This window comes from Rhizobium phaseoli (assembly GCF_010668805.1).
Classification (GTDB): domain Bacteria; phylum Pseudomonadota; class Alphaproteobacteria; order Rhizobiales; family Rhizobiaceae; genus Rhizobium; species Rhizobium phaseoli_A.
In genome coordinates, this window is sequence record NZ_WUFT01000031.1 from 13194 (window position 1) to 30080 (window position 16887).

General features: G+C 59.9%; 11 protein-coding genes. 5 read left to right on the plus strand and 6 right to left on the minus strand.

The annotated features are described in order from the left end of the window. The first annotated feature begins 26 nt into the window (after positions 1–26). The gene (locus tag GR197_RS29530; RefSeq protein WP_432444209.1) at positions 27–827 is read left to right on the plus strand and encodes a DUF6030 family protein; all 801 of its coding nucleotides are present in this window, start codon (positions 27–29) and stop codon (positions 825–827) included. A 186-nt stretch (positions 828–1013) separates the two neighbouring features. Here GR197_RS29530 and GR197_RS29535 read toward each other — a convergent pair whose 3' ends face one another. From GR197_RS29535 to GR197_RS29550, 4 genes are read right to left on the minus strand one after another with little or no spacing between them, the layout of a single operon-like run. Next, on the minus strand, positions 1014–3386 hold the full coding sequence (locus GR197_RS29535; RefSeq protein ID WP_164016065.1) for a hypothetical protein: 2373 nt from the start codon (positions 3384–3386) through the stop codon (positions 1014–1016). Positions 3387–3399: 13 nt separating this feature from the next. Next, entirely contained in the window at positions 3400–4170 is a 771-nt protein-coding gene (locus GR197_RS29540) for an ABC transporter permease (protein WP_164016067.1), read from the minus strand. Positions 4171–4180: 10 nt separating this feature from the next. After that, positions 4181–5176, minus strand: coding sequence for an ABC transporter substrate-binding protein (locus GR197_RS29545; protein WP_164016070.1), 996 nt, complete (start codon positions 5174–5176; stop codon positions 4181–4183). Continuing rightward, positions 5173–5943: an ABC transporter ATP-binding protein gene (locus GR197_RS29550; RefSeq protein ID WP_204330459.1), complete on the minus strand. Its 771-nt coding sequence runs from the start codon at positions 5941–5943 to the stop codon at positions 5173–5175. The genes GR197_RS29545 and GR197_RS29550 overlap by 4 nt, the downstream gene beginning before the upstream one ends. A 212-nt stretch (positions 5944–6155) precedes the next feature. Here GR197_RS29550 and GR197_RS29555 point away from each other — a divergent pair, with 212 nt between their 5' ends. Continuing rightward, positions 6156–6875 carry a GntR family transcriptional regulator gene (locus tag GR197_RS29555; RefSeq protein ID WP_164016075.1) on the plus strand — a complete coding sequence of 240 codons (720 nt, stop codon included), beginning with the start codon at positions 6156–6158 and terminating at the stop codon, positions 6873–6875. Between the two features lie 154 nt (positions 6876–7029). Here GR197_RS29555 and GR197_RS29560 read toward each other — a convergent pair whose 3' ends face one another. Further along, positions 7030–8976, minus strand: coding sequence for a putative bifunctional diguanylate cyclase/phosphodiesterase (locus tag GR197_RS29560; RefSeq protein ID WP_164016077.1), 1947 nt, complete (start codon positions 8974–8976; stop codon positions 7030–7032). 230 nt (positions 8977–9206) lie between these two features. Between GR197_RS29560 and GR197_RS29565 the strand changes: the two genes are divergently transcribed. From GR197_RS29565 to GR197_RS29575, 3 genes are all read left to right on the plus strand, one after another. After that, a complete protein-coding gene (locus tag GR197_RS29565; RefSeq protein WP_164016079.1) occupies positions 9207–10244 on the plus strand; it encodes a class I SAM-dependent methyltransferase in 1038 nt (345 codons plus the stop codon). A gap of 381 nt (positions 10245–10625) precedes the next feature. Beyond that, the gene (locus tag GR197_RS29570; RefSeq protein ID WP_164016081.1) at positions 10626–13652 is read left to right on the plus strand and encodes an alpha-mannosidase; all 3027 of its coding nucleotides are present in this window, start codon (positions 10626–10628) and stop codon (positions 13650–13652) included. Between the two features lie 351 nt (positions 13653–14003). Continuing rightward, the gene (locus tag GR197_RS29575) at positions 14004–16043 is read left to right on the plus strand and encodes a methyl-accepting chemotaxis protein (RefSeq protein ID WP_164016083.1); all 2040 of its coding nucleotides are present in this window, start codon (positions 14004–14006) and stop codon (positions 16041–16043) included. 197 nt (positions 16044–16240) lie between these two features. On the opposite strand, the gene GR197_RS29580 is transcribed toward GR197_RS29575, so the two are convergent. Further along, on the minus strand, positions 16241–16876 hold the full coding sequence (locus GR197_RS29580; protein ID WP_164016085.1) for a TetR/AcrR family transcriptional regulator: 636 nt from the start codon (positions 16874–16876) through the stop codon (positions 16241–16243). Positions 16877–16887: the final 11 nt, after the last annotated feature.

The following is a 16887-nucleotide window of genomic DNA, read 5'->3' on the forward strand; positions in this document are numbered from 1 at the left end:
AAAACCGCCGCTGGCTGCTTTGGCCAGTGCTTTTGATATCCGTTTTGCTTCTTGCAGGCGTTGTTTTTTACCGTGAAATCCACCGCGTCGAAGATCCGGTCGGGCTCTCTGAAAATCGAGCTCTCAATAAGGCTGGCCGATCGGCGCCCATAGCCGCCCGTCCTGATACGGCGGCTCCCTCTGTTCTCCCGCCAATGTCTATATCGCCGCGGCTGATCGAGGTCCCGAAGCCGGAGTTGGCAAGTCAGTTTCTGCGGACGTGGCGCGTCTCCGGGTCAGTTATTTGCGGTGCTCTTCGAGAGGCCGGCATCGAGGTAAGCGAATGGAAAGCTGCATCGATGCGCAATCGCAATTATGAATGTTATTTTCAGCGCATCTACGAACGGGACGAGGTGCGTCCCCTCAGTTCCACCTTCCTCAAGGTTCGTGGCAATGAAATCGGCGATATTCTTGAGATCCGCGCCAGGATCGTTGGACCGACGACAGATGCGAAGGGGCGTCTAGCCCCCGCCGTCCTGCACATTTTCGAAATCATTGTGAAGCAGGCGTGCTGGCGTGATTTCGAGGAAACTCTTGAGGCGATCCAAAACCTTCGAAATGTCGAATACGAACGATTCGGCGCTTATCTCAGCTTCACGCGCGAAGCCGGCAGCGGAAATAATTTTGATTTTGTTCTTGGCCTTAAGGCGACTTCAGCTTCGCAGGTGAGGACCAAGGCGTATTTTTCGACAGACCGCTGGCTGGCCACAAACCCGCGCAACGTTTCTGCGAATTTCATCCTGATGGACCCCTTGGGTACGCCCATATCAGCCAATTGCGCTCAATGACGGCGGGTGGGCCTTTGGATCGGCGCCCTCGATCCTCCTGTCTTCGACCATCCCTGCAGAACGGCTGCGTTCTCGGGCAAGTTGGCATGGCGCCTTCTGCGTCGATCGCCTGCCGTTGCCCCAACCCGCCGACATTCAGATTTTAGGCCGATCCGGCCTAAAATCATCCTGCTGTAGAAGCAGCAACTACCGAGGCTTTAAGAACAAGGGAGACGTCCAAATGCGGGATTGGTCCCGCTGGCGCGCCGTAATGAACAATGGATGTTCGCGTTCCGGATCGAGTTCCAGTTCCTGCAGCGAGATCCCACCCGCAAGATCTCTCGGCAGCAGTTGGTCTGTCACCCTTTCCACGATGAGACGCAGCTCGACGCCCGGCAGATCGAGTGTGATCGAGCCCTTCGCAAGGAGATCCTTCCCATTTAACTCGAGCCTTGCTTCCGGAGCATGCACATGCGGTGGCGGCTGCAGCGGGTCGCCGATCTTGCTGTGGCCGTGGAGTTTGGCGTCGACGGTGATGTGAGCATCGCGCAGATCGGAAAGCTTCAGCTCAATTCCGTCGACATCGCCGTGTGTTGCCGTTCTAAAGCCGAGTTTGCCGAGGCCGGTACGCCATACGCTTTGTTCAGGGTGGTCAAAGCCAACTCCGTGCGCATCAAGAAGCGCCGCGCCGATCACAGCAATCTCGCCGCTCCAATAGGCGGCCCGATAGCGATCCTTGATCCGCGCGCCGCCGAAACGGACCCGCACGCTGCGTTGGCTGAGGCCGGTCTCCGCATGCAGATCGCGGCTCCACACGAGGCGATCGCCGTCATAAAGCTGAACCTCTTCCCAGCCGACCTGGCCGAGCAGACGGTAGGCCAGCGGCTTTTCAGGTTCGGCATCGAACACCTCGCCCATGAAATGCTGTCCTTGCGACAGAACAGCAAAACTGCGTTCACCGGTCGTGGCGAAGGTGCGCCGTGCCCTGAGTGCTTTGCCGACGCCGGCACGGTCGAAGCGGTCGGCGACGACGCCGGTCAGCCCGCCGCGCGACCCGAAGGTTCCGGTTGCCGGTGCGCCGCCGCCGCATCGGCCCTGGTGCTCGTCGCTCGCCGCCGATGCGCCGACCCTGTATCCGCGTGCGAGCGCCTCGGTGTAGAGCCAATGGAATTGTCCCCAGGCGGACCCAATCTCGATCAGCCGCTCCAGTTCCGGATGGTTCCAATCCAGAATGCAGCGCCGACCGCCGACATGTGGGATCAGCAAATGGCCCTCTGGATCGTCCTCATAGGCGGCATGGAGCCGGTCCACAGGCCAGATGCCGGGTCGGATTGTTCCGGCCGTCGTCTCATTCCATTCGAAAGAGCGAAGGGACCGCCCCTCTTCATCGAAGGGAAAGCGGGGTTTGCCATCACGAAGGAAGACGACGTTGCGGTCGCCGCCGGCTGCCGAGTTGCCGCACCATTCGGTGCCCGGATAACAGACGAAGCGGCCGGGCTCGTTGAGGCTATGGATAGTCTCCACGGCTGCGTCCCAGTTGGCTTCGGTGATGTTGAAGTCGTTGACCGTATAGCCCACCACATCAAGGCCTGCGATATCACGTCCATAGGTGAGGTTATAGGTCGCGTCGTTGGTGCCGACGGTGTCGTCGGAATGAACGTGCAGATCCGCATAAAGAGGACGTGAGGTGCCTTCTTCGCTCTGCACATAGGCGACGGCCGGCGCGACCGAGGGCTCGCCGTTCAGCGATGCTTCCAGTTTCCACTCGCCGGCTTCAGCAAAGGAAAGGTCGGAAATCCGCGCGAATGTCCAGTCTTCCGCTGCGAGCGCGATTGGCTCCGTGCGTTGCGTCGCGTCCGGCGCGGAGATCACGAGCGTGCCCTGCAAGCCGCGGTCGCGGCAGGTGTTTCCCCATATGTCGTCGACACGCACGATCGCATCGAAGGTTTCGCCGAGACCAACAAGGCGCGGCGCAATGACCTGAAGAGCGTGCGGCGGGCCAGCTAGGATTTCGAGCCTGCAGTCGCCCGGTACTTCAGCAAATTTCGAACTGCCCAGCGGATCTACGAACAGCCGGAAACGAAAAGCCTTTTCGACGAACGTCTGCACGCGCGTGCCGGCGCCGCCCTGGCGCCGATCGCCGAGGCGGATGACGATCCTGTCGCCGGGATTGATATAGCCATCGACGACATCGACAATGACGGCCTTCTGGAAGGGACGCTCATGTCCCTTCTGGTCGAAACGCACCTTCAGCGCCTGCACCGTTCCGGGGCTTTGGCCGGGGATTAGCTCTCCGGCGTGATATTCGGCGGAAACATAGTTGGCACCGGTTGGATCCGTTGTCTGGAACAGTGCCCAGTCGGAATAGAATTTGAAGGCGAGCTTCAACCATGCGCCGTCGGCAAGGCCGACTGCGCCGACCTCATAGACGAGTTCCAATTCGGTCCACTCGCCCGCCGTCAGCGTCTGTCTCTGACAGGTGAGACGGCCGAGGAAGGGAAGCGTGTCGAAATAGGTGGCAAGGCCCTTTGGCGAATGTGCGGCGGTTTGGGGCGTCTTGTGCGGCAAAGTCTCTGTCATGGGAGGAGATCCATTATTGTCCGCGCCAGCCTTCGTAGCGGCGCTCTATCCGTCGAAATACGAGGCTCTCCGTGAGCCACGCCGTCAGTCCGATCAGCGTGATGCCGAGAAGCACCTGTGCCGAATTGCCGACCTGTCCGCCCATGGCGACCATCCAGCCGATCCCTTGGGAGGCGCCGATCATCTCGGCCGCCACCAGCGCACGCCAGGCCTGGGCAAAGCCGATGCGCAATGCGGCGGTCAGGAAGGGGAGGGAGGCAGGAAGATACACATGGACCAGCAGTTGAAGCCGTTTGGCACCCAGAATGCGGGCTGCGCGTACCTCCCCGGCGCCGATCGAAAGCACGCCTTCCTGGATTGTCACGGCCATCGGAAAGGCCGATGCGATGAATATGACCACGGCGATCGACAGATATCCGAGGCCGAAGAAGATCAGCGAGAGCGGCGCCCAGGCAATCGGGGGGATCGCCATGAACAGGCCGAGCAGAGGCTGGACGAACTCACGGAATGGCCGCCAAAGTCCGGCAGACACGCCGATGAGCGCGGCCGCCAGGATCGCCGCGCCGAAGCCGCCGAATTCACGCAACAAGCTGGCCAGAAACTGGCGGCCGAGCTCGCCGGATTTGATCCAGCGCAGTCCCTCGACGGCCACCTCCCAGGGCTGTGGCAGCACGTAAGATGGGACCCTGCTGGCTGCAAGGCACCATACGGCAAGCAGGAAGGGAAGCGCTGCCCAGCGCCAGGACGGCTGCGGAAAACGCCGCCGCGCTGTCAATTTCTTCATCGATCGGATCTCACCGCTGGGCGGCCGCCTTCGCGGCAAAACTGTCGTCAATGATATCGTCGACATTCAATGGCTTGTTGAGGATGCCGAGATCGACGGAGTAATTGATGAGCCGCTGGATGAAGGCACGGTCGGACGGCTCGATTTCTGCGGACCAGCCGAGGCGTTTCCTGGCCTCGGCGACAATCGCCTCCGGCGGAACGACGCTTCCGTCCGCGGCCTTCACTGGCTCCAGCTTAAAGCTCCGTGCGATGATCCGATTGGCCTCCTCGGGATGCTCCCGCAGAAAGGCGACGGCTTTGGCATTGGCCCGCAGCAGCTTGACGAGATCGTCCGGCCGCTCCTTCAGCGTCTTTGAAGGTGCTGCCACGACATACCATGGATAGCCCGGAAGGGCGCCGTTCACGTCGAATACGACACGGCCTGTGCCGCGGAGCACCGACTGGCTGATGAAGGGCTCCCATGAAAAGGCTGCATCGACCACGCCTGTATCAAGCGCGGCATTCATGTTGCCCACCGGCATCTGCGACAATTGAAGGTCGGCGTCCGGATTTAGGCCGGCAGTCTCCTTCAGAACGAAGCCGCGCAGCAGCACGTCCATGCCGCTTCCTCTGTTGACGCCAGCAAGTTTCTTGCCTTTGAGCTCGGAGAGCGATTGAACCGCGCCATCGGCCCTCGCGATCAAGGCTGCCTGACCGTAATTGACTTTGGCGATGATCTTCGCCTCAAGCCCGCGCGCGGCCCATTGATAGACGGGCGGGGCGCCGATATAGGCCACGTCGATTTCTCCTCCCGCCACAGCTTGCTGAATGACGGGGCCGTCGCCAAAACCCGTGAGCTCGACGTTCAAGCCCTCCTCCCGAAAGTAGCCTTCCTCTTCAGCGATCAGGACCGGCGCGTTTGCCATGGCCTGGACCCAGCCGATGCGAAGCGGCCGGGATTCCTGCGCACCGGCGGGCCAGGCGGCAGCAAGCGCCAGAAGAGCTGCAGGTAGAATGCGTTTCATCGGAGGTCCCCTTCAGGTGACGGTTGATTGCTGGTCATGACCGCGGCGATTTGCTCGGCGAGGCGTTCGCGCAGTTCTGTAAACAAAGGATTGGCACGTGTGCCTCGTTGGTCGCGAGGACGCGGCAAATCAATTGTCACTTCGGCCGTGATGCCGGCTGGAGGCAGACCGAGAACCAGGACCCGGTCAGCCAGATAGATCGCTTCGTCGATGTCGTGGGTGATGAACAGCACGGTCTTGCCCAAGCTCGACCAGATGCGGAGCAGTTCGTCGTTGAGGGCCGAGCGCGTCATGGCGTCGAGTGCTGCGAACGGCTCATCCATGAGCAGAAGGCGTGGCTCAAGCGCCAGGGAGCGCGCCAGTGCGACGCGCTGACGCTGACCGCCCGACAATCGGTGGGGCGGTTCGTCCGCCTGTTCTTCCAGGCCGACAAGCCGCAGAAAATGCAGCGCGATCGCCTTTTGCTCTTGCGGTGATCCCCTGCGATTCATACGAAGGCCAAAACGGACATTTTCCAGCACGCTCAGCCAGGGAAAAAGGTTGGGCGACTGGAAGACATAGCCGAGTGCGGAATGTTCCGGCGCAACCGGCGCGCCATCTATGGTGATATGTCCCGATTGAGGGCGCAGGAAGCCGGACAATAGATTGAGCAATGTCGACTTGCCGCAGCCGGAAGGACCGAGGATCGCTACGAATTCTCCAGGACTGGCTTCCAGTGAAAACCGTTCGAATATGCCGCGTCGGCTTTCGGGATAGGCGAAGCCCATGCCATCCACCGAAAAGGAGGCGCCGGGTGAATGCCGAATTGTGGAAACAGCTGCCATATTGCGTCGAACGATCCGGGGTTGGAATTGCCCCAGTTTTAATACATTATAATACAGGCTATCAACGTGCAGCCTTCCCTTTGTCCGGCGGCAACGGAGAACGCTAGTCCAAAGCGGCAAGGGTCCGTGGTCTTTTTAACCCCGATGGAAAATAGATGAGCCTGATACGCAACAACCCGGTGGCGATGTATCTCCAGATCGCCGATCGTCTTCGTGGTGAGATCGCTGAAGGGACGTATGAGCCTTCCGGACGGCTGCCGTCGGAAGCGCAGATCATGGCGCGCTTCGACGTCAGCCGCGTCACTGTCCGCTTGGCGCTCGAACAGCTTGATAAGGACGGGCTGATCGAGCGCCGGAAAGGCAAGGGCACCTTCTTGGCCGGCAAGCAGGTCCGCCATCGGATCGATACTTTGCGCAGCTTTCACGAGTCGCTGAAAGTGCAGGGTTTCGATGCCAGGATGCGGATCGTCGAACTGACTGCGATTGAAACGCCGTCGGCGTTTGTCTCGTTGTTCGGAGCAAAATGCGCGCTGTTGGAGCGTCTTCACATGGTGGATGACGAGCCCATCGCCTTGGGTCGGAGCCTCCTTCCCGCCGTCATGTCCGAGCTGGATCTGGAAACGGCGGAACAACAGCCGACCTATGCCCTCCTTAAAGAGAAAGCAGGCGCCGATATTGCCTCCGCCGAGATCGCGATCGGCGCACGCGCCGTCCCGCCGCGAATATCGTCCTTGATCGGTACTGCTGCAAATGCGGTCTTACTCGTCCTTGAACGAACCTCATATTTCGATCATGGCGCTTGCGCCGAGTGGTCGGAATTCTTCATCCGACCCGAGCGATACAAATTTGTCCTCGGTAATCGAATGTCCGTCTAAGTCGACTACCTCAAGAAAAGAAGATCGCATGCGAGCGCGGATCGGGGGGCAGGCGTTCTAAGTGCGCCTCCGGCGCCGTGGGCCGGTTCGGGCCCAAGATCGCCGGCGCCGTCGCGTCTGCAATCAAAGCTCTTCTGGAAGCCTTGAGATCCAGTTATGCCGCGCTCAGAAGTTCAGCGCTAACCGGCATTCCCATATGAAAGCCCTGGACGCGGTCAATGCGAAGATCCTTGAGAAGCGACAGTTGTGCTGCAGTTTCGACGCCTTCCACCAGAATCGTATTCCCACGATTGCGAATGAGAGAAACCATGTCCTGAAGCATCGTCAACCCGCGTGGGTTGGAGCAGTCGTGCAGGAAGGTTCGATCGACCTTGACCGTCTGAAACTCGATCGCCCTCAGCCAAGACAGGCCCGCGAAGCCGGAGCCGAAGTCGTCAAGCCAGATCTCGACGCCGAGAGCCCGCAGATCTGCAATGCATTTGAGCACCTCCGACTGCATATCCATATCCAGGCCCTCGGTGACTTCCAAGGCCAGTCGCGACCCGCAGACCCCGCACCGGGCAAGAATATCAGCGACGCTCGCAGCAAAGCCGGGGGAACGTAGTTGAATGGGCGACACGTTGACGCTGACGGTCGCCATGCGATCGGTCATCAGTATGTCGCGGCATGACGTCTCGATCGCCCACTTACCCAATTCGAGGATAGCGCCCGTTCGTTCTGCAACCGGAATGAAAGTCTTCGGCGAAACGGCGGTGCCGTCCGGCATCCTAAGGCGCATCAAGGCCTCGACAGCTCTTGCTTTCTCGTTGGTCACGTCGAAGATCGGTTGGTAAACGAGCGAGACCAGTTTGCGATCAATGGCGGCCGTCAGCAGCGGGACGAGTTTACCAGCATTGTCGTCGGGGCGAGGCAACATCGGATCAAACCTTCGACTGCAATTTCGGCCACTTGCTTTGGCATTGTAGAGAGCAAGATCGGCCTCACGCACTATTCGTTCAACTTTCTCTCCAACTTTGTCGCGGGTGAAGGCGACGCCAATGCTCACGGTTACGATCGGGCTGTCATCCGGTCGCCCGTCGTGAGCAATCGCGAGAAACTCGACTTCCCTTCTGATCTTTTCGGCCAGGCTCATCGCGATCTTGGGCGTTTCAACCGGCATGACCACGATAAACTCCTCGCCACCATACCTGCCAATCATGCCATCGGACGACTCGACAACGGCCTTCAGCGCATTGGCGATGACAGTCAGGCACCGGTCTCCTTCCTGATGCCCGTAACGATCATTGAAGCGTTTGAAAAAATCGACGTCGATGAGGAACACGACGAAGTCGCGGCGTTCGTCTTTCCAAGCGGCCCAGCATTCATCGAGTCGCCGATCCAGCGCGCGTCGGTTGCTTATGCCTGTGAGGTAATCGGTATTTGAAAGCTCGAGCAGTGACCTTCCACGCTCGGACGCTTCCCAGTGCTGATAGCGAGCCTCCGCCGCGTTCAGCAACACGTTTCGACGCTCGACGTTCAATCGCCAATTGACGAACGACGTGAAGACGAAGCACGAAATGTAGAACATCCCAAAGGCAAGCTTATAGGTTTTGCCTGAAGGAAAAAATTCCTCGATCGTAACGAAAAATGCGAAGAGAACGAAGCTGGAGGTAATCACCGAAAGCCGAAACGGGAAACTGAAAAATAGGTTGGCGCCCATCATGAAGATGGCGCCAAATATCATGTAGTATGACATGGCAGTGACGTCGCTGGTGCCAATTGCCGGGTAAAGCCAGCCCACATAGCCCAAAAGCAATGCAGAGGCGCATGTAATGTCCAGCCAGACGGTTTTCGCTTTTGCCAGTCGTAAGGCTTCGAAAGCCAGCAGCGCGATCGTTGCAACAACGAATCGCGCGACGATCGTCACAGGCGCAACATCGGGGATGAGCCATCGGTCGGGAAGTGCGAAGGCCACATAAACGGCGACCGCGATCCAAAGGCCATGCCGTGAGCTTCGCCTTCGGACAGTATCATTCTCAATTTCCAGAGACTTACGAGCCTCGGCGAATGAAAAGCTGGCGGTTGATTCGTTGCGCTGAACATTAGGGTAAGCCGCGATCATTCAACCACACCAGCCCGACAACGACCTAAAGAACGTAAAAAGTAAGCCATGCTTGGGCGCCCTCCAAAATTACGTTCGGCAACCTGCAACCGGTTTGTCTTATTACTTAACATTCGTAGAGGAGCAGGTTCCCACCCGCAACAGTAGAAATACCCTTATCCCGTGCAGATTCTAGTCGCATCTAATTTCGAGGGTGATTATGCTTAACGCTAGGTCAAGGGAGTCTCGAAATGGCACGAAGTCTTGTCTTGGATGGTGAAAGTCTTGTTGCGCCGGGTGAAATTCGGCGGGCGACAGGGAGGTTTGCTGCGCCAAATCCCGGCGACCTTACCGTTGCCAAAGCCGAGCTTGCTATCAGCCTTGACGTGTCGATCCGTCAGTTCAAATCCGGCGTCGAGGCAAGTGCGATAATCGAGCGTCTTACCGACGCGTTGCATCGGTTACGGCGTCGCGCTCATCCGGAGGTGTGGGATGTCATCGTTCCTATCGCGCAATCTCATCCAGTTGCTCACTATCTAAATCAAGATCCATTGACCCGCTGGTCGTTTGAAAAACCCCGTGGCTATTCTGGCGACGCACGTCTTCTCGACTTCATCTACGGCAGGCCCGAGATCGAGGACGCCGTCGCATCATCGAGCACCTTGGGACGTTCAATCTATGCCTACACTCGAAATGCTTCGTCATCCGTCGCGGTAAGGGAGCGCCGGGACATTCTGGCGCGCCGTGTGGACGAAATCGCTTCGGCTCGGCCCGGCTCCGCCGAAGTCCTGGCCATCGCGTCGGGCCATCTTCGTGAGGGGCCTTTGTCGCGCGCGCTCGGCGCCGGCGCGATCAAACGCTGGGTGGCTTTGGACCAGGACCCGATGAGCGTTGGAACCGTAGCCCGCGATTTCGCCGGCACGTCCGTCGAGTCAATCAACGGGTCGGTCAAATCCCTGCTCGGTGGAAGGCATGCGCTGGGAATGTTCGATTTCGTCTATGCCGCGGGGCTCTATGACTATTTACCGGATGGCGTAGCCGTTAAGCTGACCAAGAAGTGCGTCAGCATGCTCAAGCCTGGCGGCACATTCCTGTTCGCCAACTTCTCCCCGGAGACGGACGTCGACGGCTATATGGAGACATTTATGAACTGGGAGCTGCTGTTGCGGTCAGAACGCGAGATGGGCTTGATCGCCAGTGAAAGCGCGGCTGGGGCGGATCTGAAGGTGTCTGTTTGGTCCGGCTCGAATCGGAACGTTGTCTATTGTGAAATTGAAAAGCAGCCCTAAGCCGCACGCATGTTCACCGCCCTGACGGGAGAGGTGCATGAGCCTCGATGACGAGCGAGACAAACTCCCGGAGTTTTACGCCCTCCTCGGCAGTGCGCTCGATTGAGCTGCATGAGCGATTATCTCCTCTTCTGGCGGCGCAATCCGAACTGTCGGGTGGCCCTTGAGGTCGCACAATCATGGATCGTAGCATTCATCCGCGCGAGAACGGCGTCGAATGAATTTCCTTCGGGCTTGACGAGAAATCAAAGTTACTTAATCTAACGGGCTCGGAACTCTTGGAGGAGCGGGACCGAGTTTTCGCGATGTCTGTCGCACCATCTTCATCGCCCTAAGCCATGATTCCGGATCGTTCGCCGTCGATTTTCAACAGGATAAGCCATGTCTCTGACCATTACCCAACGCCTTAATGGGCTCAAAGTCCGCATTGCCGAACTGGCGCATTGGCGGGACCGACAAAGTGCGGCGATCGAGGGTTGGACATTTGAGGGCGAGCCGATCGGCCATCAGCAGGATTGGCCGCATCGTCGGGGCGTTGTGCATTTTGCGGCGAGCGCTGAAGCCCCGGCCGACTGGCCTCTCCAAGATATCCGCTTGCAGCTCGATCTCGGCGGCGAGAGCCTGATCACGCTGAGCTATCCCGATGGCCAGAGCGAGACATTCGGCCTCGATCCCTACCATCAGGAATTTCCGGTCAAGGGGCGCCGCTTCCAGATTGCGACGGAAAGTGTCGCCCGTTTTCCGTTCGGGGAGCCGAACCGGGCGCCGAGGCTGAACAAGGCCCGGTTCATCTGGCTCGACGGTCCGGCGCACCGCCTGCATCTTCTGTTGAAGCAGGTTACCGAAGCGATCGACGTGTTGGGCGAGCATGACGTCGTGCCGCATCTGGTGGAGGCGACCGAGCATGCGCTTCGCAGCCTCGACTGGCCCTCGGATACGGCGGCTTATGTCTCTCGCACGGCGGACGCCGTGATGCAGCAGAAGATCTGGGAACTGCCGGAGCTTGAGGCAAATCCTGCAGGACTGACCGACGAGCAGAGCGCTTCGGCGGCCTCTGCCTTCGAGGCTTTGACAGCAAGATTGAAGGCGCTGCAGAAGCGTTTTCCGCCGAATGGCGAATTGCTGCTGACCGGCCACGCGCATATCGATCTCGCCTGGCTTTGGCCCTATCGCGAGACGCGGCGCAAAATGCGGCGCACCTTCAACACGGCGCTGTCGCTGATGGAGCGTTCCGACGATTTCCGTTTCAACCAATCGACCGCCCATTATTACGCGCAGATGGAAGAGGAAGACCCGGAGCTTCTCGAACGCATCAAACAGAAGGTCGTGGAAGGAAAGTGGGAAACCGTCGGCGGCATGTGGGTGGAGCCCGACACCAATATGCCCACAGGCGAAAGCCTCGTCCGTCAGGTCCTCTACGGCCAGCGTTATTTCGAAAAGACCTTCGGCACGCGCCATACGGTCTGCTGGCTGCCGGATTGTTTCGGTTTCTCCGGCGCTCTGCCGCAGATCCTCAGACAGGGTGGCATCGACAGCTTCTTCACCATCAAGGTCAATTGGAGCGAGACCAACCATATTCCCTCCGATCTCTTCTGGTGGAAGGGGCTCGACGGCAGCCGGGTGCTGACCCACACCTTCGACAATCCGATGCAGGGTTATAACGGCTTCGTGCAGGCCGATTGCTACGTGCCGACATGGAAGAATTTCCGCGGCAAGACGCAGCACGAGACGTCGCTTCTGGCTGTCGGCTATGGCGACGGCGGTGGCGGCGTGACGCCTGAAATGGTCGAGCGCGAAGTGCAACTGCGCGATTTCCCGGCGATCCCGCAGGCGCGCTGGGGCACGGTCAAAAGCTTCTATGAGCAGGCGCACCGCACCGCGGGGGAAAAGAGCCTTCCCGTCTGGGATGGCGAAATATATCTCGAATTGCACCGCGCGACGTTGACGAGCCAAAGCGGCGTCAAGCGCAAGCATCGCCAGGCGGAGCGGGCGTTGATCACCGCTGAAACTCTGGCGTCGCTGGCGCATTTGCTGGGGGCCGACAAGCCGAAAAGCCTCGAAGCGGATTGGCGCGTGGTGCTGAAAAATGAGTTCCACGACATTCTGCCGGGCTCCAGCATCCGTGAAGTCTATCAGGACGCGGAGCAGGAGCTCGGCGGCGTCATCGACAATGCCAGGAACGAGCAGGCAAAGGCCTTGCAGGCGCTGTCGGCCAATCTGCCGAAGGGCGGGATTGCCGATGCGCTCGTTGTCGTCAATCCGTCGCTCGCGCCGCGGGCGCTCAGCGCCACGCTTGCCGACGGCACCGTCGTCTCTGCCGCGGATATCGTCGCCCCCTTATCCGTCGCGGTCTTCGACAGGCACACACTCCAGCCGGTGGGTGGGCTGAAGGCCGGCCCCGACCACCTCGAAAACGACCATCTCGCCGTCATCATCGGCAAGGATGGCGCGGTTGCGAGCCTGATCCACAAGGCGACGGGTCGTGAATCGGTCGATGGCTCGGCCAACCAGCTCTGGGTCTATCCGGCCGACAAGCCGCGCAATTGGGACGCCTGGGATATCGATGCCGATTATGCCGAAAAGGCCGTCCGTCTCGAGGCGCCGGAGAGCATCTCCCTCGTCGAAAGCGGCCCGCACCGCGCGGCGATCCGCGTCGTCCACCGATACCGAAATTCGAGCGTTACCCAGATCTATGTGCTGACAGCCAACGCCAAAAGGCTCGACATCGAAACGACGATCGACTGGCATGACCGCCGCACCCTGCTGCGCACATTGAACCCGGTCGACGTAACGGCCCGGAAGGCAACGTTCGAATGCGCCTTTGGCTTCGTCGAGCGGGCAACGCACACGAACACCTCCTGGGAGCAGGCAATGTTCGAGGCCGTCGCCCATCGTTTCGTCGATATCAGCGAACCAGGTTTCGGCGTCGCATTGCTGAACAATGCCAAATACGGCCATAGCGCCCGTGGCAACGTGATCGGCATGAGCCTGGTGCGCGGGCCGATCTATCCCGATCCGCTGGCAGACGAAGGCGAACAGAGCTTTACCTATGCGCTGATGCCGCATGAAGGCGCCTGGCATGAAGGCGGCGTTCTCGACGAGGCGATCGATCTCAACCAGCCGCTCGTCGCGACTGAAGCCAAGGGGCTCTCCGCCGGCAATTTCGCGCCACTCACCATCGCCGGCACCCCCGTCGCCTTCTCCGGTCTGAAACCGGCAGAAGAGGGCAACGGCCTAATCCTGCGCCTCTACGAACCCGCCGGCCGGCGCGGCCGGCTCGCCCTTGTCCTGCCTTCCGGATGGTCGGCGTCGCAACCGCTCAACATTCTGGAAGAGCCGATGGAGCGGAGAGGACCCGCCGACATCATGCCGTTCGAAATCAGGACCTGGAGACTGCAAAGGGCTTAAGACTACTCTTGGGGGATGACGCTCCGCCGCCTGGAGGCTGCGGAGCGTTCATCGGTCTCGATCCGCGCTTTCACGCGAACCATCCGATAGGGCTTGTGGTCAGCCATATCCATTTTGCAGTGCTTGATATCCCAATTGCGCATCGAAGTTCCCAGTTCGGCGAAAGCGGAACTTTTTATTATATGTTTATCGACTGTTAGTGGGCCGAGGCCATGGCGAAAGTGATCCCTTCGAAGCGGAGGTGATCTCGGAAAGCCGGACCATAGATGGCGGTCGAATGAAGTCGATCACCCATTCCATAGCGGGCAGGGGAAATGAGGACTCCTGTTTGCGCTCAGCAGGAACCGATACATGCCCGCAAGCATCTTTTCGCGCATCAGCACCAAACTGGCCACGCTTTCCGCCATCGGAATTTTTCTGGTGGCGGTTATGCTTCTCACCGTTTGGCAGGGAGGCCAGTATGTCTACGAACGCGCGAGATATCAGGAGAGCCAGTTGGTCGTTTCCCGCGATCTGGTCGATGCCAAGGCATCATGGCGCGGCATGCAGGTGGGCGTGCGCGATCTGCGTCTTGCTACCTCCGCGGACGAGGTTGCCAAGGCGGCCGATTACCTCGCGGCCCGCCATCACTCGGTGATCAAATATCTGGACGATGCCATGGGTGGACTGCGACTTCAGGCCAACAGGGACCGGATCGTGAAACTCGAAACTCTGGCTGAGAACCTTTTCAACGCCACCGGCGAGATGGTCGAAATCGCCAAGGCAAAGGTCGCCCTCAAAGCCGGCGATACCTCACTCGACGCAAAGGAGAGGGATACTCAGGCAAAGCTTCTGGCCGCTTCGGATGAGGCAGCCAAGCTGATCGATGAGGGAGTGGATTCGGCAAAGGCAATGGCCACGAAGGCGGGGGAAGAGGCGAATGCCGCCGCCGTTCTCGTTCTCTTTCTCAACCTCGGTATCGCTCTGCTGACCATCTCCACGCTGATCGGTTCTGCCGTTTTTGGCGCACGGGTGATCGCCAAGCCGATCGGCCGGATTACTGCAAGCATGAACGATCTTGCCGGGGGCAATCTCGATATCGACATTCCCTTCGCCAACCGGCGCGATGAAATCGGCCAGATGGCCCGTGCCGTCGAGATCTTCAAGGAGAACGGCGCCAAAGTGCGCGATCTGGATGCCGCCGGCGCGGACAAGCGGGCGAAGGTCATCGAAATGCAGAAGAGCATCGACGCGGCCATTACGGCGGCGGCGGCGGGCGATTTTACCCATCGCGCGCCTGAGGAATTCGGTTATCCCGATCTCAACTGCATTGTCATCGGCCTCAATCAGCTCATCGCCTCGGTCGACCACGGCGTTGCGGAAACCCGCCGGGTCGTTTCGGCCCTGGCGAATGGCGACCTGACCGAGAATATGCGCGGCGAGTTTCAGGGTTCCTTCTCGGAGCTGCAAAACAATGTCAACGCAACCATGACCAACCTGCGCTCCGTCCTCGGCGAGGTGCGCGCCGCCGTCGATATCATCAATGGCGGCGCCGGCGAGATGCGGATCGCCTCAGGAAATCTGTCGCAACGCACCGAGCAGCAAGCGGCATCGCTGGAGGAAACCTCTTCTGCGTTGGAGGAGATCACCGTCGCCGTGAAGCACTCGACCGAGCGCGCATCGGAAGCAAGCCACATGGTCGACGAGGCGAAGACAAGCACCGGCCAATCGAGCGCCGTCGTCAGCCAGGCCGTTTCGGCCATGGGACGGATCGAGCAGGCTTCCGGCGAAATCAGCAAGATCATCAGCGTCATCGACGAGATTGCCTTCCAGACCAATCTTCTGGCGCTCAATGCCGGTGTCGAAGCGGCGCGCGCCGGCGAGGCCGGCAAGGGCTTTGCCGTCGTGGCGCAGGAGGTGCGGGAACTGGCGCAGCGTTCGGCCAATGCTGCCAAGGACATCAAGGTGCTGATCAACCGCTCCAGCGGGGAAGTCCAATCCGGGGTGAAGCTGGTGACTGCGACGGGCGAGGCGCTCGGCCACATCCAGGACCATGTGGTCAAGATCGACGAGCATGTGCGCTCGATCGCAACAGCCGCACGCGAACAGTCGACCGGCCTTTCCGAAGTCTCGACCGCGGTCAATCAGATGGATCAGGTGACGCAGCAGAACGCGGCCATGGTCGAGGAATCCACAGCCGCGACCAACCGGCTTGCGGAAGAAGCGGCCAACCTTGCCCGACTGATCGCCCGCTTCAAGCTGGATGCCGCTCAACCGGCCACACGTTCCGTCACCCCCCAAAACAGGCCGGTCGCCTCGCCGGCGCGTGCGCTCGGCCGGAAGCTCGCCGGTGCCTTTGGTGGAAAGGCCGCGACGGCGACTGCCGCCGCTGCGTCATGGGAAGAATTCTGATGCGAGGGCCAGCCGACGCCCGTTGAAACTTTCCAACTCCAATAAATCTTCCGGCCTACTGGAGGATTTATTGGAGCGGTGACTGCGGGCGAAATGTTGGAGGCTACGCAGCGGCGATTGCAAACGATCGGCTCACATAGCCCCGATCATCAAAGCCGCATGATGGTTTGGCTGGCACGCTTTGCAGATAGCTCCAGTCAGCCTTCCAAACTGAGACTTGCCAGCAGCCGGCCGACATAGGCTTCCAAGCCGGCGACCATGTCGAAGCGGGTGGGGTCGCGCAGCCAGAGCATCTGAAGGCCGTCCATCACTGAGATCAGCTCGGCGGCCATTGCCCTGCTGTCGATCCTGGCGTCGATCGTGCCGTCGGCAATGGCTCGGTGGAAGGTCGCGGCGATGTCGTTCTGCATCTGGGTGGCGCGCGCGAGAAACCAGGGCTTGGCGGGGTGGTCCTTCATCAGGCTCTCGGCATTCAGGATGGCGAAGGCCCTGACGACCTCGATCATTTCGGCGTTGCGGCGGAAGATGGCGACCATGCCGTTGAGCAGGGCGCTGAGATCGGAGCGATAATGCTCGATAAAATCAGCACTTTCGAGATCGCGTTGTGCGAGGATTGCGAGCAGCAGATCGACCTTGGTGGGAAAGTGGTGCAGCAAGCCCGGCAACGACAGGCCGACGTCCCGGGCGATGTCGCCGATGGCGGCATTCTGGTAGCCGTCCTCAGCAAAGCGCCGCATCGCCGCCGTCATAATTTCCACGCGGCGTGTCTCTCCCTTGCTGGATCGGCGCCGTCGTTTTTCCTCTCCGGTCTTCTGTTCCGACAATTCCGCCATCGTCTCTCGTC